This window comes from Rhodococcus sp. YL-1, assembly GCF_001942025.1.
In the GTDB taxonomy this organism is placed as follows: Bacteria; Actinomycetota; Actinomycetes; order Mycobacteriales; family Mycobacteriaceae; genus Rhodococcus_F; species Rhodococcus_F qingshengii.
Genome location: NZ_CP017299.1, coordinates 6,187,180 through 6,207,607, shown reverse-complemented (window position 1 = coordinate 6,207,607; position 20,428 = coordinate 6,187,180). Strand labels below are relative to the sequence as shown.

General features: G+C 62.5%; 22 protein-coding genes. 8 read left to right on the top strand and 14 right to left on the bottom strand.

Annotation, left to right across the window (positions count from 1 at the left end; genetic code table 11):
- The first annotated feature begins 7 nt into the window (after window positions 1–7).
- Entirely contained in the window at window positions 8–841 is an 834-nt protein-coding gene (locus BH682_RS28905) for an NmrA family NAD(P)-binding protein (RefSeq protein ID WP_030537953.1), read from the top strand.
- Between the two features lie 6 nt (window positions 842–847).
- Here the strand turns inward: BH682_RS28905 and BH682_RS28900 are convergent, their stop codons facing one another.
- From BH682_RS28900 to BH682_RS28880, 5 genes are read right to left on the bottom strand one after another with little or no spacing between them, the layout of a single operon-like run.
- Entirely contained in the window at window positions 848–1,858 is a 1,011-nt protein-coding gene (locus tag BH682_RS28900; RefSeq protein ID WP_073513432.1) for a YdcF family protein, read from the bottom strand.
- A gap of 22 nt (window positions 1,859–1,880) precedes the next feature.
- On the bottom strand, window positions 1,881–2,690 hold the full coding sequence (locus BH682_RS28895; RefSeq protein ID WP_075834991.1) for an ABC transporter ATP-binding protein: 810 nt from the start codon (window positions 2,688–2,690) through the stop codon (window positions 1,881–1,883).
- A complete protein-coding gene (locus BH682_RS28890; RefSeq protein ID WP_218959922.1) occupies window positions 2,690–3,472 on the bottom strand; it encodes an ABC transporter permease in 783 nt (260 codons plus the stop codon). Before BH682_RS28890 ends, BH682_RS28895 begins: the two co-directional genes overlap by 1 nt.
- A 2-nt stretch (window positions 3,473–3,474) precedes the next feature.
- Window positions 3,475–4,257, bottom strand: coding sequence for an ABC transporter permease (locus BH682_RS28885; protein WP_075835550.1), 783 nt, complete (start codon window positions 4,255–4,257; stop codon window positions 3,475–3,477).
- A gap of 10 nt (window positions 4,258–4,267) precedes the next feature.
- On the bottom strand, window positions 4,268–5,272 hold the full coding sequence (locus BH682_RS28880; RefSeq protein ID WP_054781165.1) for an ABC transporter substrate-binding protein: 1,005 nt from the start codon (window positions 5,270–5,272) through the stop codon (window positions 4,268–4,270).
- Between the two features lie 195 nt (window positions 5,273–5,467).
- Here BH682_RS28880 and BH682_RS28875 point away from each other — a divergent pair, with 195 nt between their 5' ends.
- The 3 genes from BH682_RS28875 to BH682_RS28865 are packed head-to-tail and all read left to right on the top strand — an operon-like array spanning window position 5,468 to window position 7,488.
- Window positions 5,468–6,250: an IclR family transcriptional regulator gene (locus tag BH682_RS28875; protein ID WP_003946023.1), complete on the top strand. Its 783-nt coding sequence runs from the start codon at window positions 5,468–5,470 to the stop codon at window positions 6,248–6,250.
- Window positions 6,247–7,059, top strand: a complete 813-nt coding sequence (locus BH682_RS28870; protein WP_007735499.1) for an alpha/beta fold hydrolase — start codon at window positions 6,247–6,249, stop codon at window positions 7,057–7,059. Before BH682_RS28875 ends, BH682_RS28870 begins: the two co-directional genes overlap by 4 nt.
- A 42-nt stretch (window positions 7,060–7,101) precedes the next feature.
- Window positions 7,102–7,488, top strand: a complete 387-nt coding sequence (locus tag BH682_RS28865; protein WP_003946047.1) for a RidA family protein — start codon at window positions 7,102–7,104, stop codon at window positions 7,486–7,488.
- A 13-nt stretch (window positions 7,489–7,501) separates the two neighbouring features.
- Here the strand turns inward: BH682_RS28865 and BH682_RS28860 are convergent, their stop codons facing one another.
- The 9 genes from BH682_RS28860 to BH682_RS28820 form a co-directional block, all read right to left on the bottom strand.
- The gene (locus BH682_RS28860) at window positions 7,502–8,752 is read right to left on the bottom strand and encodes a reverse transcriptase family protein (protein WP_007735500.1); all 1,251 of its coding nucleotides are present in this window, start codon (window positions 8,750–8,752) and stop codon (window positions 7,502–7,504) included.
- A gap of 240 nt (window positions 8,753–8,992) precedes the next feature.
- Window positions 8,993–9,934 carry an ABC transporter substrate-binding protein gene (locus tag BH682_RS28855; protein ID WP_003946000.1) on the bottom strand — a complete coding sequence of 314 codons (942 nt, stop codon included), beginning with the start codon at window positions 9,932–9,934 and terminating at the stop codon, window positions 8,993–8,995.
- A gap of 41 nt (window positions 9,935–9,975) precedes the next feature.
- The gene (locus tag BH682_RS28850; protein WP_003946038.1) at window positions 9,976–10,683 is read right to left on the bottom strand and encodes a class II aldolase/adducin family protein; all 708 of its coding nucleotides are present in this window, start codon (window positions 10,681–10,683) and stop codon (window positions 9,976–9,978) included.
- On the bottom strand, window positions 10,680–11,834 hold the full coding sequence (locus BH682_RS28845) for an LLM class flavin-dependent oxidoreductase (protein WP_007735501.1): 1,155 nt from the start codon (window positions 11,832–11,834) through the stop codon (window positions 10,680–10,682). The genes BH682_RS28850 and BH682_RS28845 overlap by 4 nt, the downstream gene beginning before the upstream one ends.
- Entirely contained in the window at window positions 11,831–12,940 is a 1,110-nt protein-coding gene (locus tag BH682_RS28840) for an LLM class flavin-dependent oxidoreductase (RefSeq protein ID WP_075834989.1), read from the bottom strand. The genes BH682_RS28845 and BH682_RS28840 overlap by 4 nt, the downstream gene beginning before the upstream one ends.
- Window positions 12,937–13,977: an ABC transporter substrate-binding protein gene (locus tag BH682_RS28835; protein WP_007735503.1), complete on the bottom strand. Its 1,041-nt coding sequence runs from the start codon at window positions 13,975–13,977 to the stop codon at window positions 12,937–12,939. The genes BH682_RS28840 and BH682_RS28835 overlap by 4 nt, the downstream gene beginning before the upstream one ends.
- Window positions 13,961–14,803: an ABC transporter ATP-binding protein gene (locus tag BH682_RS28830; RefSeq protein ID WP_075835549.1), complete on the bottom strand. Its 843-nt coding sequence runs from the start codon at window positions 14,801–14,803 to the stop codon at window positions 13,961–13,963. Before BH682_RS28830 ends, BH682_RS28835 begins: the two co-directional genes overlap by 17 nt.
- Window positions 14,800–15,657 (bottom strand): ABC transporter permease, encoded by an 858-nt coding sequence (locus BH682_RS28825; protein ID WP_003946011.1) that lies wholly within the window; start codon window positions 15,655–15,657, stop codon window positions 14,800–14,802. Before BH682_RS28825 ends, BH682_RS28830 begins: the two co-directional genes overlap by 4 nt.
- A 4-nt stretch (window positions 15,658–15,661) precedes the next feature.
- Window positions 15,662–16,714, bottom strand: a complete 1,053-nt coding sequence (locus BH682_RS28820; protein ID WP_058039347.1) for an NrtA/SsuA/CpmA family ABC transporter substrate-binding protein — start codon at window positions 16,712–16,714, stop codon at window positions 15,662–15,664.
- Between the two features lie 247 nt (window positions 16,715–16,961).
- Here BH682_RS28820 and BH682_RS28815 point away from each other — a divergent pair, with 247 nt between their 5' ends.
- From BH682_RS28815 to BH682_RS28800, 4 genes are all read left to right on the top strand, one after another.
- Window positions 16,962–17,711 (top strand): IclR family transcriptional regulator, encoded by a 750-nt coding sequence (locus BH682_RS28815; protein ID WP_030537941.1) that lies wholly within the window; start codon window positions 16,962–16,964, stop codon window positions 17,709–17,711.
- Window positions 17,712–17,829: 118 nt separating this feature from the next.
- Window positions 17,830–18,300, top strand: coding sequence for an NfeD family protein (locus BH682_RS28810; protein ID WP_007735511.1), 471 nt, complete (start codon window positions 17,830–17,832; stop codon window positions 18,298–18,300).
- Complete coding sequence (locus BH682_RS28805) at window positions 18,297–19,112, top strand: slipin family protein (RefSeq protein ID WP_003946040.1); 816 nt, start codon at window positions 18,297–18,299, stop codon at window positions 19,110–19,112. The genes BH682_RS28810 and BH682_RS28805 overlap by 4 nt, the downstream gene beginning before the upstream one ends.
- Window positions 19,113–19,170: 58 nt before the next feature.
- On the top strand, window positions 19,171–20,409 hold the full coding sequence (locus BH682_RS28800) for an HNH endonuclease signature motif containing protein (protein ID WP_075834987.1): 1,239 nt from the start codon (window positions 19,171–19,173) through the stop codon (window positions 20,407–20,409).
- The last annotated feature ends 19 nt before the right edge of the window (window positions 20,410–20,428 follow it).

Genomic DNA, 20,428 nt, shown 5'->3' with positions numbered 1-20,428 from the left:
AACTCTCATGGAGAACGGAATTGCTCGCGGCGCCGACATCGCGGTGATCGGCGCCGCGGGTAAGACCGGTGAGGCCGTCGTCGCCGCACTGCCGCCGAGCGTGACAGTTCGGCGACTGGTGCGAAAGGCGCGTGTCGACGGGGACTTCGAGGTAGAACTGGAAACCGGAAGCGGACTGCGCAAGGCGCTCGCCGGGTGCCGAGGCGTGTACTTCATTGCCCCGAACGTCCATCCCGACGAGCCCGCACTGCTTCGCAATGCGCTGACGGCAGCGGCATCGGCGGGAGTGGAGCACTTTGTCTATCACTCCGTCGCGTGGCCGTTCAGCCCGTCCATGCCGCATCACCTGGACAAAGCCAGGTGTGAGGACGAACTGCATCGTTCACCCTTGAAATGGACTGTGCTGCAACCGTGTGCGTACGCGCAGAATTTCGAGGCGGTACTCACGGGCCGATCTGACACCATCGTCCTGCCGTACAGCGCGGAAACGAAGTTCTCGTTCGTGAGTTTGGCGGACGTGGCGGCTGTTGCCGCGGTCGTACTGAGCGAGGGCTCGGGTGAACATCACGGAGCGACGTACGAGGTAGGCGGCCCGCAAGCTCTGAGCGTCATGGAGGTGGCACAGATGGTGGAAAAGCAGACGTCACGGACCGTCGCGATAGATCAGATCAGCGTGGATCAATGGCGCGAACAGATCGGCAGCAGCCTTGACGTCAACGCCAGCTCGCGTCTGGCGGCGATGTTCGAGTTCTACAACCACCATGATTTTCTTGCCGGCAGCGCGGCCGTCGAACTGCTTCTGGGTCGCCGACCGATGGGCGTCGAGAGCCTGATTCGCTGAATCCGGCTACGAAATGCCTCCGACCGCCCAGACCACCAGTGGGGGCAGGGCGGCCAGGATCAGGCAGACAGTTCCGTTGAGCCACTTGTGCTCCACCGTGACGGCGGCGAACTCGCGCAGAATGGCGCTCGGCAGGTAGTACCGGGCGGTGTGGGAACCGATGACTTCCGCATCCAGATCGAGGCTTCGGGCAAACGTCGCGGTTCGGAGGATGTGGAAGTTGCTGGTGACCAGAATCATTCGAGGCTTCGTGGTGTTGGCACGGAGAAGGTCTCTGGTGTACTCGAGGTTCTCGAGCGTGGTGGTCGAGCGGTCCTCGAGAATCACGCTCTCGCGCGGTATCCCGTGATCGACGAGGTAGACGCACATTGCCTCCGCCTCGCTGACCACCTCGTCCGAACCCTTCCCGCCGCTCACGACCAACAGTGGTGAACGTCCTTCGCGGACCTCGGCGCGAAAGACGTCGGCCGCCTTGTCCAGACGGCTGGCAAGCAGGGGCGTCACGTCGGCGCCCGAAAGCCCGGCGCCGTGAACCACTATCGCGTCCATTCCGGGCTGATACTTCTGGCGTCCGTAGACGTAGGAGTAGAGCAGAAAGCTCGTGAACAGAAACCCCAGGTACGACGCGACCAGGCTGAACGAACCGAGAACGACTGCGAGCCAATATCTCTGCGTCAGCAGCGCTGATGCGAGCAACACGTAGGGAACGAGCAGGCCGAGTCCGGCGACGAGTGAGAGCAGATTCGCGACGCTGAATCCCTCGCGCCGCAGCATCGTGACTCCGTTGACGATCAGGAATCCTGCAAGCATGAGCACCAGCAACGGCGAGAGCAGAGCGATCGTCGCGATGACGAACGACGGGACCTCGGTTCCCGGCGCACCCGACTGCAACATCCACAGACCGGTGAAGATCAGTCCGAGAAGTAGGTAGACGCCGTTGCTCAGCCTCCGTCGATCCTGCCTGAACCGGTAGCCGCAGAATCCGAGCAGCGCGAGGCCGATGAGGAGAAGGATCACGGAGCCAGCCTAGGCGAGGCGCTTACGACACGGGCGCCACCACCTTCGACTGCTGGATCGCGGACAGGACCCTGGTACGGCACTCGATGAACAGTGGGTCTGCCTTGGTGGTCAGTTGATCTCGAGCTCCGGTCAACGGGACGTCGACGATGTCCTGCATCAATGCCGGAGTTCCGCCGAGGACGACCACTCGATCGGACAGGTACACCGATTCGTCGACGTCGTGGGTGACGAGGAGGACGGTGATGCCAAGATCACGCTGAAGCGTCAGCAGCAGGTCTTCGAGTTCCGCGCGGGTCTGCGCATCGACCGACGCGAAGGGTTCGTCCATGAGGAGTACCTGCGGCCGATAGGCGAGAGCGCGAGCTATCGCCACTCTCTGCTGCATTCCGCCGGACAACTGCCAGGGGTAGGAACGCGCAGCACCGCCTAGACCGACAACGGCAAGTGCATCGCTAACCCTCTCGTTCTGAACCTTCCGCGCCAGACCGTTGCCCCGTAGCGGCAGGCGAACGTTCTCGCCCACTCGAAGCCACGGCATCAGTGTGCGTCCGTAGTCCTGTGACACGAGAGCCAGCGTGGCCGGCGGTGCATCGATCGCGATCCCGGCGATGCGGACCTCACCGGTGGTCGGCTTCTGCAGACCGGCGATGCAACGAATCAGCGTGCTCTTGCCGATGCCGGAATGGCCGACGATGCAGACGATTTCTCCGGGTGCAATGGACAGATCGATGCCGCGGAGCACTTCGCGGCCGGTGGGACCGCCGTAGGTCACCCCGAGGCCGCTCAGTTCGACTGCGGGTATCGATGCCGCAGATTCTGTGGATGACATCAGTTTCCTTTCACTGCGAGAGCGTCGTGGGTCCGCGGCTGCCATCTGAGCAACCATCGTTCGATCACGCCGTATCCGAGGTTGAGCACGTATCCGATGATTCCCAGCAGGAGAATTCCGGACCACATGTCGGCGATCGCGAAGGTCTGTTGCGCGACGATCACGAAGTGACCGATTCCTGCAGTGGAGACGTACATTTCGCTTCCGACCATGATGACGACACCGATCGCGAGACTGGTGCGGATACCGACTGTTATCTGCGGCATCGCTCCGGGGAGGAGTACCTGCGTCACCAGGAGGGGTGTACGGATCCGGTAGCTGCGCGCCACCAATCGGATACTCGGGTCGATGGAGCGAATGCCGTCGAGGGTGTTGAGGAGTATCGGCCAGACCGCGCCGAAGGCGATGGCGGCAACGTTACCCGTCGAACCGGTTCCGAAAACGATGAAAAGAGCGGGTAATACGGCCAGCGCCGGAATAGCGCGGAAGAACTGGAGAAACGGATCGGCAATGTCGGCAGCCAGCGGGAACAGTGCCAGCAGGAGACCGGCGCCGACGCCGACCACCAGTGCCACGGCGAGACCGAAGGCAAGGTTGGTCAAGCTCGGTACGACATCGTGGGCGAATCCCGGACCGAACCAGTTGTCCACAAACGCTTTCCAGATACGCGACAGCGGCGGGAAGTAAGGCGACTTGCTCGACTCCGAACCGAAGTACCATACGACGACGATCAAGATCGGCAGCCACAACTCCCACGCGAGGAGTCGAAGTCCTGACATCATCTTCACGTCGTCATCCTCCTCGGGATGTAATGCCAGGCAAGTAAACGATTCTCGATCGCCATCACGGCGAAGGCGAGCAGCATTCCGAGTAGTCCGGCGACGATGATCAGTGCGAACATTCGATCGGGGACGGATTGGCTCAGCAGGATCTCCTTACCGAGTCCCGGCACGCCGGCGATCAATTCTGCACCGATGGTCAGCAGCAAGCTCAGTGTTGCCGAGATGCGAATCCCGGTGAAGATGTAGGGCATCGATGCCGGTGCGACGACGAGAGCGAGCCTGCGCCACAGTGGAAGTCGGAAGGATCGTGCGGTGGCCAGCAGTTCCGGGTCGACGTTGCGCACACCGTGAATCGTCTGGAGCAGAATCGGCCACACACTTACTGCCACGATCAGTGCCACCGCCATCCGTTGCGTCGGGCCCATGATCAGCAGAAAGAGCGGAATGATTGCGAGCGGCGGAACGGTTCGGCAGAAGTCGATGACGAAGCGGGAGGAGACCGTCAGGAACGGGTGCGCGGCGAGCAGCAGCCCTGCCGGGATTCCGATCACCAGGCACAGCGCCAATCCGATCGCCGTGGTGGTCACCGTTTGTCCCAGTGATGTCCACAACGAGGACGTGCCGAGCTCGTTCACAAAGGCCACTGCCACGTCGCTGAACTTCGGAATACCTTTGACGTCCTCGTCGCCGAGCATTCCGAAGATCTGCCAGGCGGCTGCCAACGCGAAGAGCGTCATCAGCCGACCGAGCAGAACCTGCCTGCGGCGAGTCTGCAGGGTTGTCAAGGCGGACAACTCAGTTGGCCGGGGTCAGCAGGGATTCGGCCTCGACCGAATCCGTCAGTACCCCGTACTTGACCAGCAGTTCGATCTCCGTGCCGAGAGCACCCGGTTCCACTACTGCGACGAACTGAGGATTCTTGCTGTTGGCCAGCATTTCGAGCGGAATCTTGGCTTGTGTCGAGAGTGCAGCCTTGACCGCGCCCGGATTCTGATTGGCGTAGTCAACTGATTTGGCAAGCGCGGTACGGAATTTCGCGAGTGAGTCAGGGTTCGCATTGACAAACGATTCCGAAGCGACCAGCGAGGTCCCCGGTACACCGGGTGCGGCCAAGGGGAAGGGGTGGCCGAGGATCTTCAGCCCCGAGTCGGTTGCTTTACTCAGGAACGGATCGATGAGGAATGCCGCGTCGGCCCCGCCGGTGGAAACCAGGTCGCCGAGGTTGGGCATGGGCGCCTGAATGAACGAGACCTTGTTCGCTGCTCCGCCGGATTTCTCCACCGCGGCAGAGATGACTGCTTCGCTGACGGACTTCAAACCGCTGATCGCGACGGTCTTGCCTTCGAGGTCACGGAAGCCGCTGATGGAACTGTCCTTGGCGACCACGAGACCGGACTGGTCGACGCTGTCATTTGCGGCAAAATTCGTGAGCCCGCCGACAATGGTGACGGGCATGTTCTGGCTCCGTGCCTGAATTGCGGCAGCGGCAGTCGTGGCTGCCATATCTGCATTTCCGCTGAGCAACAACGGAATTTGAGCCGAGGAACTAGCGCCGCCCTCCACGAGTTGGATGTCGAGTCCCTCATCGGTGAAGTACCCCTGCTCCATGCCGAGCCAAATCGGTGCGAAGTCCGCGATCGGCTGAGGTGCGATTCGAATCGTGGTGGTCTGGGTGCCCCCGTCGTCGGAGGCCGTGGCGTCGCTCGAACAGCCTGTCAGTGCCAATGCCGCGGTCGCGACTGCGGCCAGGGCAACAACTCTGAACCGTGGTGTCGACCGAAGGGTAAGTCCAACCGTCATGTCCGAAAACCTCTCGCTGGGAAAGATATGACTTCCTTGCCGGTAATCCGGTGGGAAGGTGAAGACGCTCAAAGAATTCCGTACGCCGGAACGATTGTTGTGACTATAGTAATTTCCTAGGCGAATGCCAAGGGTTTTCCAAGAACACGAGATTTCGGATCGCCGGGTACATCCACGGCACCGGGAGGGGATCGGATGACGAAGGGTTCTGCGTCCGCCGTCGACAAAGCGTTGGATCTACTCGAGGCCATCGCGCGCTCGACCACGCCGATGAAGCTCAGCGAACTGGCAGAAGAAGTCGGGATGCTCCGCCCGACTGCGCACCGAGTGCTCGGAGAACTCGCGAACCGTGGTTGGGTCTTCCGCTACGACGGTCGCTATCTCCCCGGCCCGGCTGCACTGCAGGTTTCCCACGAAGCGGCAGCGCATTCGTTGGCGGCCTTGTGCGATCCGACCATGCGGGTGCTGTCCGAGAGCACGGACATGATGGTGAATCTGCAGGTTCTCGAGAGCGGCGGGACGCGGATCATCGCGGCGCTGCGTCCCGAGAGACTCAAGATGATCACTCGGATGCTCGGGGATCTGCTTCCGCCGCACCGGTTCGCGGGTCCGCTCGCGTTGGTGGCGGCACTCGAGGACAACACCCGGGCGCCCTACCTGGCGATGGTGGAGAAGAGCGGCTATCCGCTGGAAGGACCCACCGGCTTTCTCGCCGACATCGCCGAGACGCAGAAAACCGGATTCGCCGTTGTCCACAAACGATCTCAGGACATCATCGGTTCGGTCTCGCGTGCAGTGTCTTCCCGCAAGGGGTCTCCGCTCTGTGCGTTGACGGTGATCGGTTTCGATACCGACTTCGATGCGAAGACGACGCGAATGGTCGAAGAACACCTGCTGCGGGCCACCGATGAAGTGCAGCAACTCCTCACTGACCACACTTCGGGCAAGCGCCCGTCCGACACAGGAGAACAAGGATGATTTCACGGACCGAGGGCTTCATCACCGTCGCAGACGGCGAACGGGTCTGGTACGAGACTGCCGGCGAGGGCCCGGATCTGATTCTCACGCACGGTCTCGGCGGAAATGCGGCCGTCTGGTACCAGCAGGTGCCCTACTTCGCTCAGCACTATCGGGTGATCAGCTGGGATCAGCGAGGATTCGGCCGCTCTACCAACGAGAACGGCAACCACGGCCCGGTAGCGGCAGTCTCTGATCTGATCGAAATCATGGACCTGTTGGCGGTTGATCGAGCGCACGTGGTCGGCCAGTCGATGGGCGGTTGGGCCGCATTGGGGACCGCGATCGCTGTTCCGGACCGGGTGGAGTCGGTAGTCCTGGCCTGCACGACCGGCGGCATTCCCGTCGGATTCGGTCCGGACAGCGCACCTCCCCTCACCGCAGCACCCGTCACCGCGCGGCCCCTGGGGGAGCATCCCGCTGTGGGCGGACGGTTGCCGAGCTTGGACATGGCGAGGGCATACCTGTACCAAGCTCTCGGCACCTTCGGCCATCGCCCACCTGACACCGAGTTCTTCCGAATTCTCAAGGCCCACAACTATTCGGTGGCCGAACTCGCGGCGGTGGCTGCGCCGGTTCTCCTGATCGCAGGTGAGCTGGACGATTTGATGACACCCGAGCGGATTCGCGGCGCCGCCGAGTTCCTGCCTCACGCCGAAGTGGTCGAGCTTGCCGACCGCGGCCACTCCCCCTACTTCGAGGACCCCCACGCGTGGAACGAGTTGGTGGCGCACTTCCTGGCCGATGTTCGTGCGCGCCCAGTGCACTGAAACGCCAACTCGTCACGCATATTCCAACTCCGAGGAGATCTAATGGATTCATCTCAGACCGTCGAGTTCATCCCACCCGCTTTCGATACGCCGTTCTCCACCGGAGTGCGCGTCGGAGACGTTCTGTATCTGTCGGGTCAGATCGGCATGCTTCCCGACGGGACCTTGGCAGACGGCTTCGAAGCGCAGGCTCGCCAGACGATGGAGAATATCGTGGCTTCGCTGATCGCCTACGGTTCCGGTGTCGAAGCGATCTTCAAATGCACTGTCATGCTTGACGACATGTCACGTTGGCAGGAGTTCAACAAGGTCTACCTCGAGTACTTCCCGGCGTCGAGACTGCCGGCCCGCAGTGCGTTCGGAACAGACGGACTGGCGCTGGGTGCGCACATGGAAGTCGAATGCATGGCCTACACCCCGCGGGTCTGACTGCTCGCGGGCACTAACCGTCCCAATCCACACGTTCAGCCAGGCGCAGCAATGTGCGTCGGCGTGTCGTGCTGGTTTCGCCGATGTGCGCGATCCGGCCGTAGATGTGGGCGCGGAAGTTCTCCACGCCATCCCGATTCTGTTCCTGCGCAGAAGTAGTGGCGGCATTGTGCAGCAGGGCGCGCAAGCGATCGTAGTCGTCGCGCGGATACGAGGGTTGGTCGTTGATCACCAGCCCGGTGAGGTGTTGGCGTCGATGAGGGCGCATCACCTTGGTCTTTCGTGGATGGATGGCAAACCCTTCGTCTCTGGCGATCTGCTCGACCGTCCAGAGGAGGGTGCCGACGTCGGCTACTTCGATTCCGGAGAACGCGAGGTCGTCGGCGTATCGGGTGTAGGTGAGCCAGTTCGCTTGTGCGAGTCCACTCAAGCGGATGTCGAGTTTGCGTGCGACGAGATTCGCCAGTGCAGGAGAAGTGGGTGCGCCTTGCGGAAGATGCGCGGTGCGTAGCTGTGATGCCTGTGCATACGGTAGGCCGCGCAGGGTATCGGCAGGCGTTGCAACAGTGCACAATCCGGTGAGAACGCCTGCCACTGCGGGTGGATAGCCGAGGGCGGCGAAGACGGCATGAACGCGGCTGCCGCTGATCGAAGGGAAGAACTGCGCGAGGTCCGCGCCGATCACAATTTCCGACTGTGCGTGCGGCGCTGCAAAAGTCAGAGGGCTTCGACCACGGACAAATCCGTGTGCCGCGTCGTGCGGGGGCACCAGGTCGAGGATGCGGCGCAGGATCTTCCGCTGAATTTCGCGCAATCGGGGTTTCGGTACCTCGAGGAGGCGAGCGCCGGCCTTCTTGCTGATCTGCATCGGCCGGTAGTGGCGTAGCGGTCGGGGTTTCGTGCGGAGCCATTCCCCTCGGTCGGCGAACCACTCGAGTTCGGAGATCGTCAGATCCAGTGAACGAGCCAGGTCCACACTGGTGTTGTAGCGGGGAACGTCGAACCGCCACACCGAGGTTTCATTGGTGTCCAGTGAGAGAGGAACAGGCCGCAGGCGAGGTAGTTCGCGAAGCAATCGATACAGAGTCTGCGGTTCGAACGGTGGAGCGGGCATGAGGTCGAGAACGCGCACGGCCAGGAGCGTCGGGGAAACGCCGAAGACGGTTCCGAATGCCTCCTCGAGGCCGCTGAGGGTCCACGGAGCGTCAGCGGCCGCAACGGCCAGACGACGCGCCAACTCGGGATCGAGCTCGAAGTCACGCATGGATCGACTCCGGGATGCGACGGGGCGGGGTGACCAAATCCTTTGTCCGGTGCGGCGGCAAGCACGCGGAGCGTGCCGAACGCCGGTGGACGCAGTATCCAATTCTTCTGGCCGACCCAGGGGTTACCCCTGAGACTGGTCGCGTGGACCAACTCTCACCCACGCGCCGCCGCATTCCTTCACAATGGCAGACCGTTCGGTATCTGTCACGTGTGAAGCGGATCTGTCAGGAGTGGGTCCTCAGATCGACGAACGATCCGAACCGACGAACTCGCTGATCCACGGCACGACTGCTTCGCGGACGGTGACCGCTTTCGGCAGTAGTCCGTTGCTCAGCAGGAGATCGGCCGCGCGCTGCTGCTCGTCCAGGAACTCGTCGGTGACAGGGTTGACGCCGAAAGGACGTCCGCGCAGTGCAGCTTCCCAGGCATCGAGGCTCGCGGACCCGCCACGCTTCTCGACGTCGTCGACGAAGACCTGGGCGGCTTCGCGGGGGTTGGCTTCGATCCAGGCGTCGGATTCCTGCAGGGCCTCGATGATCGCCTGGAGGGCCTCCGGGTTGGTATCCGCGAAATCGCGCCGGGTGAACCACAGTGAGGGGTGGCTGAAGAGTCCGTCGGTGGCGATCAGCGTGCGCAGTTCGTGGTTCGCTTCGATGTCCGTCAGCCCCGGGTACGCGCCAACCCAGGCATCGATGGTGCCGTCGACGAGGTCCGCTCCACCACCGCGTACGTCGGTGTCGACAGGGACGATGTCGGACCAGGTCAGCCCCGCCTGATCCAAGGCGAACAACAGAAGTGTGGTCTGCCACGATCCGTGCGCGATGCCGACGCGCTTGCCACGCAGGTCCTCAACCGTGTTGATCTCGGACTCTGCCTTGACTACCAGGCGCCCGTTCTCCACGCGGGGGCCGGAGATTCCGATGTAGACGAGATCGCGGCCCTGGGCCAATCCGGTGACGGGCGGCGTGAATCCGGTTCCGATCACGTCGTATCCGCCCTCCTCGAACAGCCAGTCCGAGTGCAGGGTCGGCAAGGCGTTTTCCGGGTTCACTGCAGGCTTGGCGGGAAGCTCACGCAGGTCCACCCACTCGACATCGGGGAGACGGCGTTCGAGGATTCCGGTGTGGCGCAGTACGAACAGCGAATTGTTGTGTGGGAAGTATCCGACGCGAACGGTCATGAGATCTACGGTTTCCTGTTCTGAATCAGTGATGGGGGTGTCTAGATGAGGCCGCGTCGACGCGCCTCGTCGGCGAGTCCGCTGCGGCCCCACTGCACGGCGAGGTTGGACGGATCGAATTCGACCGAACCGCCGAGGGATTCGGCGATCGCCTGGAACTGTGCGCCCTCCTCGAGGAGGACGACGAACTTCGCGAGGTCGAGCAACCCGCTGCGGCCGATGACGTTGACCCCGCCGTTGGCTTCGAAGATCGCCACCAGATCGGGATCGTGTTCGAGACGCTCGAGAATGAAATCGCCTGCAGAACGGGACCGATCGATGTGCGGCGGAATCTCTCGGGAGAGCGTCAGCCTCTGCGAAGCCGCATAGCGGATGGGTAGCGTCCGATGTGTCTGTGCCCAACCGCCGAGCCACGGTGTGTGGATGTGGACAACGCTGGTGATTTCCGGATGCTGACGGAAGACCGATGCGTAGCCGGTGACAAATCCGGCCGATCCGTTGCCGGACAGCACCTCTCCATCGAAGGTGGCGACAACCGGTGACACCGATGGGTCATCCGCCCACGGTCCCGGATCGTTCAGTGCAACTGCGATTTCGGTGCCGGGCACGCGTTCGACGAAGTTGACGGTCCCGTTGGCTGCAACCGTTCCGGTCTTGCGGAAGACGTCGAATGCTTTGTCTGCTGCTTTGCGAGCTTCTTCGACGAATGCTGCGGTATCGGTGTCGAGTCGAGTTTCGGTGGTGGTCATCGAGTCTCCAGTCCAGAAGGTGTGATCGGGGTGCGCTGCAGGAGGGGAAGAACTTCTTCGCCGACGCGGTATGCCTCTTCGAGATGCGGGTTACCGGCGAGGATGAAGGCGTCGACGCCCAGTTCGCGCAGCTCGTCGAGTCTTTCGGCGACCTGCTCGTAACTGCCGACCAGCCCGAACGCCGGTCCGCCGCGGATGAGGCTGAAGCCGCACCACACGTTGGGTTGCACTTCCAGATCTCGGTAGCCGGTGATGTGTTCGGGTACCCAGCCTTTGATGCGGGCGGCGCCCACCGAGTCACCCTGGGCTGCACGGTCGGCGGCCCCCTTGTCGACGAAGGCCCAGCCTTTCTCGATCTCGGCCCACGCGGCTTCTTCGGTGTGCCGGGCTACGACGTCGATGCGTACGGCGAATTTCGGCGTGCGTCCCAGCTTGGCCGAGTTCTCCCGCACCCCGTCGATCTTGGCTCTCAGATCGGCGTACGGTTCCAGCCAGGAAAGGTAGTAATCGGAGTGCAGTCCGGCGGCGGCGACGGCTGCGGCCGAAGATCCGGAGAAGTACACCTCGGGAAACGGTTGGCCGGCCAGTCCGGTTGGCAGTGCGGCGCCGTGGGTCTGGAAGAAGCGACCGTCGAAGTCGAAAGGTTCACCGTCCCACACACCCTTGAGGACATCGAGGAATTCGGATGTCCTGGTGTAGCGATCGTCGTGGTCGACCTTGTCGCCCCACCACAGCTGAGGCGCTCCACCTCCGCCGCTGATGATGTTGTAGACCAGACGTCCACCGGTTGCGCGCTGCAGACTGGCCGACATTCGCGCTGCCTGTACCGGGTGAAGGAACCCCGGTTGGAACGCGACCATGAAACGGTAGGTGGTGGTCTCGGCGGCCAACGCTGCTGCGGTCGCCCACGGATCCTCGGTCATCGGGAAAGACGGCAGAAGTCCACCGAGGAACCCTGCGGACTCGGAAGCCTTTGCCACCGCTGCCATGTGGTCGATGTAGCTGTATCCGTCCAATTCGCCGCCGCGGATCGCGGGAGCAATGTTGCCCGGCCCGTATCCACCGGCATCGCCGCGGTTGTAGCGACGCGGAGTACGCAGCGACGCGTGGTCGCCTTCCATCCCGATCCGCCAATAGAAATCGATGCTCATGCGGTGGCCTTCTCTTCTGTGGTGGCCTTCTCTTCCTTGCGGATCCGACCCTCGGGATCGACCAGGTGCAGGAGATGCTCGCCCGCCCGGTGCAGCTCTTCGATGTGGGGTCGACCGGACAAGACGAAACCGTCGAAGCCGATATCGCGATACGACGACAATCGTTGGGCCACCTCCTCGTAGCTTCCGACGAGGCCGATACTGTGCTCGTAGCCGATGCGGTCGAATCCGGACCACAGGATGCCGCCCCGATCGATCTCGAGTGCAGCGGAATCGGCTTCTCTCAGTTGCCGTTCGACACGAGCCCAGGCTTCGTCCGCTGTTTCCCTCGCGATGATCGGGATGCGCAGGACCTTCTCGACGGTCCTGCCGAGTTCGGATGCTCGGTCGTCGAGGGTGGTGATCCGTGTCGACAACTCGTCGCCGGCAAGGGTGAACTGATGGACATCGGCATGGTGGGCCGAGAGTTCCAGAGCTTCCGGTGAGTCCCCGGTCAGATGTACTCGGGGAAAACGGAGTCCCGACAAGATGCCTCGGAATCCGCCGCCGAGTACGTCGTAGTATTCGCCGTCGAAGTCGTAACCCGTGCCGCCGAATCCGCCAGGGAGAATTTGCTCCTCGTTCCATACGCCACGGGCGACGGTCAGGAACTCCGCGGCGCGCGCGTAGCGGTCGGCTCCTCGAACCACGTCGCCGCGAGCAGCGGCGTCTTCGGGGTCCGTCTCTACCTTCACTCGCCATTCGAGACGACCTGCCGACAGGCGCTGAAGTGTCGCCGACATTTTGGCGGCGTAGACGGGGGTGCCGAAAGTGGGGTGAAACTCCACGACCACTCGCGAATGACGCGTCTGACGTAGGGCGGCGGCCGCAACGATCCAGGACTCTTCGCCATTCGGATCATAGGGTGCAACAACGCCGTCGACGCCCGACAGTTCGGCTGCGAGAACGATCTGTGCCAATTCGTCGAAGGGCCCGAAGTTTCCGGGACGAACATCGGTCGCAACGGTAGTCGGTCGTTGTGGCCCGAAGCCGCCGCGACTGTTCAGCGCGGCCACTGCTCGGCGTCCGTCACCGCGCGAGGGCAGCTCCCAGTAGACGTCCGTCATTCTGCTGTGCCCTTCTGCGCAACGAGGTTGCGTGCCTGTTCCAGTGGTTCGTGCGCCACCCAGGACTGCAGGTCGAAGTCGGCGGCAAGGAAGCCGTGCGCATACAGGAATTGCTTCTGCACCCCGAGCAGGTCCACACGCTCGTCAGACAGGCTCAGATGCAGTCCGGTGTGGAAGTTCTCGCCGTATGCTGCCACCACACCTTCGGGCCCCGACTGTGTTTCGGTTTGCAGAACGGCTCGGACCTCGTCGATGTTGGCTGCGGCCCAGTCCGCCGCTCTCAGGCTCTCGGCAAGGAAACCCACGACGATGTCCGGGCGCTGTTCGAGTAGATCGGCGTGAACTGTGATCGGTCGTGGGGTGCCGTTGTTGACGCGATCACGCAGGGAAGCAGTGGAATCGAGATCGACGGCCACCGCGAGACCGTGTTCGCGGGCAACTTCCTGGGCTCGGGCGCCCTTGACGTAGATTGCGTCGACGTCGCCGCGTAGCAGGGATTCGACGCCCCACGTCGTGTTGCGGGTGGACGAGGCGGTGCGGACCTCGGGGGCCGCCGTCGTCGCAACCTCGACGAGAGTGACGTCGGCAAAACTCAACTCGCCGAGTCGAAGTGCGGAGGCGAAGCCGTGCAGGGCCATGGCACGGGGGAAGCTCCTGGCCTGATCTGCCGCCCAGGCCGGGATGCCGATCCGAGCGCCTGCCAGAAGACCGGCTTCTCGGATGTCGGAGTCTCCGCGCACCAGGATTGCCTGGGCCTCGTCGATCCAGGTGAGCCCGATGAGCCTCGTCGGAGAACCACTGGCACGCGCGGCCAGTGCGGGGACGTTGCCGCCTTCGCGAATGAGTCCGGAGAGGTGGTGATCGAAATGGCGCACTGCCAATTCCGGTCCGGCATCTTGCAGTACGCCGAAACGCACTCCGGATTCGTTTGCCGTCCGGTCGAGCCAACCGAGACTGTTGGCGAGGCCGCTGGCGGTGGGAACGGGGCAGCGGGTGTACCAGAGTGTGTCGATTGCGGAATCAGCGATCAATGTCATGACTGTCCTGTCCGTCGGGGAAGGTGCGACCGACGCCGAGTTCCTTCAGGAAACTCGCTCGGTAGCGCAGAGATTCGGGATCGTTCCGATCGCGGGGGCGTGGTAGGTCGATGTCGACATCCACGGCAAACCCGCCCTTGTCGAGGATGAGCACACGGTCGGCAAGTCGTACGGCTTCGTCGACGTCGTGCGTGACGAGCAGTACTGCCGGACGGTGGCGGGCGACCAGATCGCCTACCAAGTCTTGCATTTGGAGCCTGGTCAAAGCGTCGAGGGCTGCGAACGGTTCGTCGAGCAGTAATAGTTCAGGTTCACGGACGAGAGCGCGCGCCAATGCGACGCGTTGGGCCTCGCCGCCGGAGAGGGTGGCCGGCCAGGCGCGGTGCTTGTCCGCGAGGTTGACCTCGGCGAGTGCGTTGCGTGCATTGTCGGTCACCTGACGTGACCGTTTCTGTCCGACTGTGACATTGGCCAGAACTCGCTTCGACGGGATCAATCGCGGTTCCTGGTAGACGACCGTGCGGTCGCGTGGGACCAGCACATCACCGCTGTCCGGTGCTTCCAAACCGGAAAGCACTCGCAGCAGGGTCGTCTTGCCGGTACCGCTGGGGCCGAGGAGAACGACGAACTCGCCGCGCGTGATCTCGAGGTCGATACCACCTAGAACAGTCCTGTCACCGAACGACTTACGCACTCCGGTGAGCGAGACCGCTACCGGTGATCCGGCACGTCGCTCGGCCGCGGTGGTGCCGGTCCGCTCACGGGCTGCCAACGGCGGCAGAGGTGCTTCGGTGGATGGCAGCGAGCCGATGGTTGTATTCGTCATCGCGCCACCGACAATCTCCGCCACGGCATGGAGTACCGCTCGATCAGTCTGACGATTGCGTCGAAGATGAGTCCCAGTGCCGCGTACATGACGATGCACAGAACCATGTAGTCGGTGCGGTTGTATTCCTGCGCCAGGGTGACCAGATATCCGATGCCCTCACGTGTGCCGACCTGCTCGGCGGCGATCAATCCGGTGATGCTGAGCGACAGGCAGATTCGAAGCCCCATCAGAACACCGGGGAGGGCGGTCGGAAGAATTGCTCCGAACACCAGTCGCCAACCCGTCAGGCCGAAACCTTGTGCCGCTTCCACCATCTTGCGATCGACTCCGCGCACTCCCAGGTAGGTGTACGCGTACATGGGGGCGACGGTCGCGACGGCGATCAGGACTACCTTGAAGGTTTCGTCGATACCGAACCAGGCGATGAACAACGGAACGAGCGCGAGGAACGGAACCGCGCGGTTGATCTGCATGGTCGAGTCGATCAGTTCTTCGCCGAGCGAGGAGAGACCGGACAGAACCCCGAGCACCAATCCGACGATCACACCGACCGAAACACCGAGTGCGGCACGTTGAAGCGACGCGAGACCGAAGTCGACCAACTGACCCGACTGGTACAGCTCGGCGAATGCCGTCCACACCGCCGGAGGTCCGGCCAGGATCTCTTCGCGGATCAGTCCGGTAGCGGATCCGATCCACCATCCGGCAACCAGCAGCGCGGGCACGAGGAAGCGGAGTGGGATCGAGACCCACTTGGGCCTGCTGCGATTGCGGCGGTAGCGGGGCGTTTCGAGTTGCGGATGCTCCACTGACGGCGACGCAGTTCGTGCGGGCCGGGTCAGCGTCACCATCGGGTCACTTCCCCTCGGTGGTGGGTGCTGCCGCTGCCGAACCTGCCACAGCACCCTGGAGGTCGAAGATCACGTCACTGCCCTTGATCGGCTGCTGGATCACCTTGTTGTCGGCGAACAACGTGGAGATCGATTCGAGGTCGGTAGCGTCGGCTGCAGTCGGGTAGCGGAAGTTGGTGATCTGGCCGCCCAGGGTGATCGCGTCGTCGAGTCGCTGTCCGGAGAGTGCGCGCGGACCGGTCTGTTCGAAGACGTTCTCGAATGCTGCCGGGTCGGCCTGCTGCTTCGCGGTGAGTTCCTGGGTGACCTCGAGGAACTTCTGGACTACCTCGGGATGCGCTTCGAGTACTGCGGTGCGGCCGGCGATGATGGTGCTGTCCACGGAGTCGATGCTCGCCTCGGTTGCGATCTCGACCGCGCCCTTGGCCTTGGCCTCCTGATACGGAATCAGGAACGATGCCCACGCGTCGACCTGCCCGGTGGAGAACGCCGACGCCGCGTCAGCCTGTTGCAGCGGAACACGTTCGACGGAATCGATCGGCACTCCGGCCTGTGTCAGAGCCTTGAGCGTGATGTACTCGCCCTTGCCTGCAGGGTTGACGGCAATGCGCTTGCCGGCCAGATCTGCGACGGTCTTGATGCCGGACTCCGGAGTGGCGATGATGCCGGCCTGGTCCTTGTTGTACGGGTCGGACGTGGCGAAGATGCGGACACCCACGTCCTTGGACAGTGCGCCGACGACGGGACTGTATGCGCCGGTTTGGATGTCGAGTTCACCGCTGTTGAAGAGTTTGAGGTTGGAGCTGAATCCCGGTGTGGTCTTGACCCATTCGATCTTCGCGCCCAGCGGTGCCAGCGCCTCGTCGTAGGTTCCGTCACGCTTGCCGACGGCGATGGCACCGGAGTTTCCGGGATCGAAAACTTTGAGCGTGAAGTCGGCGCTGGAATTGCCTGCGGCGCTGTTGGAATCGGAAGACCCACACGCCACCGCCAACCCGGCCAGCGGGATCATGGCGAGCGCAGCGGCAGCTCGTGGCAGTCGGCGGAAGCGGGACATGTATGTGGCTCCTTCAGGCGTTGAATCGTCAGAACTGACGACGATGACGCTATTGGGTGCTTGTCCGTTTTACCCCCGTTTGTTTTCTGGAGATTGGAAATCTTGACAACATCGGAAGTCTGTTCATCTGGGCTTTTGCAGGTCCACGTTCGGTTCCTTTCCATCTGATGGAAAGGATGGCCGGACTGCTGGGTCCGTGTTAGCGTCCGATTCTCAGGTCGATCAGGCCACAGCGAAAGGATCGTTCGTGACGGACGCACGCGGCGCGGGAGTTCAGACGGTAACCCGTGCCCTGACCATGCTCACATGTTTTCGCAGTGGCGAAGAACTGGGAGTCTCGGAAGTTGCGCGGCGACAAGAGCTTGCGGTCAGCACCACGCATCGATTGCTGCAGTCGCTCGTCGACGCGGGATTTCTCGAGAAGGACGACGCAACCAGTCGGTATCGCATCGGCGCGGCGCTGGCGGCTTACGGACAGGTCTCCTACCGGCAGCATCGGATCTATCTGTCCGAGCCCTATTTGGAGCAATTGGCCGCGACGACAGGAGCATCCGCTTCCCTGGCAGTGCGAAGCGGAAGTGAGGTGGTGTTGCTCGGATTCAGTCGGTGGCGCGAGGCCGACGGGCACGTGCTGCAGGGTGTCCGCCTTCCCTTGCATGCGAGCGCACTGGGGAAAGCCTTTCTGGCTTGGTCCGATGTCGACGATTCCGAGCTGGCTGCGCTGCCACGTGAAGCGACCACTCAGCGTGCGATCACCGATGTCGCCGGTATCCGCCGGGAACTGGAACTGACTCGTGAGCGAGGATACGGATTCAACGACGAGGAGTTGACCCCGGATTTCCGAACGATCGGAATTCCGATAATCGATGGATCTGGCACTGTGCGTTACGCTCTCGGGCTTCGTGGTCCGGTCGAGCTGATGATCGACGAACGGATTCCGTTCCTCGCGGATCTTGCCAAGGTGACTGCACGACAGATCGGTGAGGTCCTTCTCTGACGTGATGTGAAAGCGCTTGTGGCAGATCCGGCCGAACGTGATTACCGTTGAAGTCGAGGGCGCGATCGCACAATGGCTACGCGACGTGACCGCGTCCTCGCGAGCGTGGAGACGAGTGATGACGACGATCGGTGTCGTTGCCCTGTTGCTGGGCGTCCTGTTGATCGTGGTCGAGGCGCATGCCCCAACCGCGGGGGTGCTCGGTGCGCTTGGAGCACTCATGATCGGTGCCGGCGTGTGGATGCTCTTCACGTCCGACGGTATCGGGCAATTGATCGCGATCCCGGTGACGGCGGGGGTCGCGGTAGTCGGCCTGGGCGTGGTGGCGGTAGCGAGTCGAAAAGCGCTTACCGCGCGCCGCGCTCCCGTGCGTACGGGGACGGAATCTCTTGTCGGCTCGGACGCGACCGTTCGCAGTTGGACCGGTGCGCAGGGTCAGGTCGAGCTCGACGGCGGATTATGGCGTGCTCGAATGGAATTCGGGTACGACGATTCTGTGCCCGCCGTGGGCGAATCCGTCGTCGTAGAGCAGGTTCGAGGCCTGACTCTGAAAGTGCGCCGTCGTGAACCGTGGGAGCTGCCGCTATGACCACCGTGCTTGTCGTGTTGTCCGTGTTTGTCGTGCTGATTGCAGTCCTTGTGGGCATGTCGGTGAGAGTTCTGCGCGAGTACGAGCGCGCGGTGGTGTTCCGCCTCGGTCGACTGATCACCTTGAAGGGTCCTGGTCTGGTGATTCTGGTGCCGGCGATCGATCGCATGGAGCGGGTCAGTCTGCGAACCGTCACGCTGAAGATACCGGTCCAAGAAGTGATTACCCGCGACAACGTTCCTGTGAAGGTCACCGCCGTCACGTACTTTCGGGTCGTCGACGCTGACCGTTCGATAGTCGAAGTCGAGGATTTTCTGGCCGCCACCTCACAGATCGCCCAGACCACACTGCGCTCCATCCTCGGTAAAGCTGAGCTGGACTCGCTGCTATCCGAACGTGAACGCCTCAACGAGGATCTGCAGAAAGTCATCGACCAGCAGACCGAACCGTGGGGCGTCAAGGTCACGACCGTCGAGATCAAGGACGTCGAGATTCCGGCCAACATGCAGCGCGCCATCGCCAGGCAAGCAGAGGCCGAACGAGAGCGGCGAGCCAAGATCATCAACGCCGACGCCGAGTTTCAGGCTTCGGCCAAGCTCGCCGAGGCGGCCGAGGTGATCAGCCGCAATCCGACCACCCTGCAGTTGCGTTATCTGCAGACACTTCACGAGATCGGTAGCGAGAACAACTCCACCGTTGTCTTCCCCTTGCCGCTGGATCTTGTCCGGCCCTTTATCGGTGGCGGAGTTGCGGCGACTCCCGCGACCCAAGAACCTGCCCGTTTCGCCTGGAATGCGAAAGTTGTTGATTAGCATCTAGTTTCGGTTATCCGCCCTTGTATTCGAAACTATGTTCGATTAGACTTTCGGCATGGACAGTCGGGATGCATGGCAACTGGATAGCGAGGACCTCAAGAGTGAGGTCCTGGATCTGGTGCGCGCCCGGCACGAATTGCAGTCGCGGATGGTGTTGCTGATCGTGGAGATGTTTTCCCGGGAGGTTCTCGGCGGGAAGGGTTTTCGGGCGATCGCACAGTGGTTGCACGGGTCGACGAATCTGGAGATCGGTGAGTGCAGCCTGCTCGTCGGCTTGGCGCGGTTGTTGATGCTCGAACCTGTTGTCGCGGATGCATTCCATCGCGGCGATGTGGATGCGTTGAAAGCCCGTCAGGTGGCGTCGTTTTGTCAGCATCCGCCCAAGAACATGACCCTGGCGGATGTGGACAAGGCCCGCGGGATCTTGTTGGGGTTGGCGTCGAAGAAGATTGCGGATTGTGATGCGGTGCGGGCGGCGATTCGGCGGATCGAGAAGCAGTACGGCAAGCGTGAGGACGGGGTTCCGGTTGGTGAGGATTCGGAGCGTAACGAGTTCTACGCGTCGAAAGGTTTGTACGGGCGCGTGTCGGTGAAGGGTGACCTAGATGCTGTGAACGGGGCGCGTCTGATCACGTTGTTGTCGAGCCTGTCTGCGCCGACACCGGAGAAAGACGGCGTCAAGGACACCCGTACGCCGGCGCTACGGCGCGCGGACGGGTTCTGCGAACTACTGCGGCGGTACGAGCGAGCGGGGTTGGGTCCGATCGAAGGCGGAGTGAAACCACACATCACGGTCACCGCCAGCGCAAAAGACATGACAGACCTCAAGGCGTTGAAAGACCTCCTGCCGTCCACCGAGGAACTGGGTTTCGCGTGGACGGATTGGGTGGGCCCGATCAGCATCGACACCGCACGGATGTTGGCCTGCGATTGCACGGTCACGCGAATTTTGTTGGACGAGAATGGTGTTCCGCTCGACTGCGGTAAGGAAGCGAGAACGGCGACGGTGCCGCAGCGGCGGGCGTTGGCGGTTCGTGATGGTGGGTGTGCGTTTCCGGGGTGCGGAACACCGTCGGGGTGGTGCGATGCCCATCATATTGTTCACTGGAACGATTGTGGCCCAACAGATCTCGACAATCTGATCTTGTTGTGCGGTCATCATCATCGGACGCTGCATCACACGGAGTGGCGGGTGGAGATCGGCCCGGATCGGAAATCGGTGTTCTATCCACCGATGTCGGTTGATCCGTATCAGCATCCGATCGGCGGGAACAGCCCACCCACAGCAGCCTGAACGGGCGCAACTGAATACG

Coding starts and splice junctions, on each gene's coding strand:
- BH682_RS28800 (WP_075834987.1), top strand. CDS start 19,171: ATGGACAGTCGGGATGCATGGCAACTGGATAGCGAGGACCTCAAGAGT.
- BH682_RS28865 (WP_003946047.1), top strand. CDS start 7,102: ATGGATTCATCTCAGACCGTCGAGTTCATCCCACCCGCTTTCGATACG.
- BH682_RS28825 (WP_003946011.1), bottom strand. CDS start 15,657: ATGGTGACGCTGACCCGGCCCGCACGAACTGCGTCGCCGTCAGTGGAG.
- BH682_RS28875 (WP_003946023.1), top strand. CDS start 5,468: ATGACGAAGGGTTCTGCGTCCGCCGTCGACAAAGCGTTGGATCTACTC.
- BH682_RS28895 (WP_075834991.1), bottom strand. CDS start 2,690: ATGTCATCCACAGAATCTGCGGCATCGATACCCGCAGTCGAACTGAGC.
- BH682_RS28855 (WP_003946000.1), bottom strand. CDS start 9,934: ATGACCGTTCGCGTCGGATACTTCCCACACAACAATTCGCTGTTCGTA.
- BH682_RS28835 (WP_007735503.1), bottom strand. CDS start 13,977: ATGACATTGATCGCTGATTCCGCAATCGACACACTCTGGTACACCCGC.
- BH682_RS28810 (WP_007735511.1), top strand. CDS start 17,830: ATGACGACGATCGGTGTCGTTGCCCTGTTGCTGGGCGTCCTGTTGATC.
- BH682_RS28840 (WP_075834989.1), bottom strand. CDS start 12,940: ATGACGGACGTCTACTGGGAGCTGCCCTCGCGCGGTGACGGACGCCGA.
- BH682_RS28860 (WP_007735500.1), bottom strand. CDS start 8,752: ATGCGTGACTTCGAGCTCGATCCCGAGTTGGCGCGTCGTCTGGCCGTT.
- BH682_RS28880 (WP_054781165.1), bottom strand. CDS start 5,272: ATGACGGTTGGACTTACCCTTCGGTCGACACCACGGTTCAGAGTTGTT.
- BH682_RS28805 (WP_003946040.1), top strand. CDS start 18,297: ATGACCACCGTGCTTGTCGTGTTGTCCGTGTTTGTCGTGCTGATTGCA.
- BH682_RS28890 (WP_218959922.1), bottom strand. CDS start 3,472: ATGATGTCAGGACTTCGACTCCTCGCGTGGGAGTTGTGGCTGCCGATC.
- BH682_RS28845 (WP_007735501.1), bottom strand. CDS start 11,834: ATGAGCATCGATTTCTATTGGCGGATCGGGATGGAAGGCGACCACGCG.
- BH682_RS28820 (WP_058039347.1), bottom strand. CDS start 16,714: ATGTCCCGCTTCCGCCGACTGCCACGAGCTGCCGCTGCGCTCGCCATG.
- BH682_RS28870 (WP_007735499.1), top strand. CDS start 6,247: ATGATTTCACGGACCGAGGGCTTCATCACCGTCGCAGACGGCGAACGG.
- BH682_RS28850 (WP_003946038.1), bottom strand. CDS start 10,683: ATGACCACCACCGAAACTCGACTCGACACCGATACCGCAGCATTCGTC.
- BH682_RS28830 (WP_075835549.1), bottom strand. CDS start 14,803: ATGACGAATACAACCATCGGCTCGCTGCCATCCACCGAAGCACCTCTG.
- BH682_RS28905 (WP_030537953.1), top strand. CDS start 8: ATGGAGAACGGAATTGCTCGCGGCGCCGACATCGCGGTGATCGGCGCC.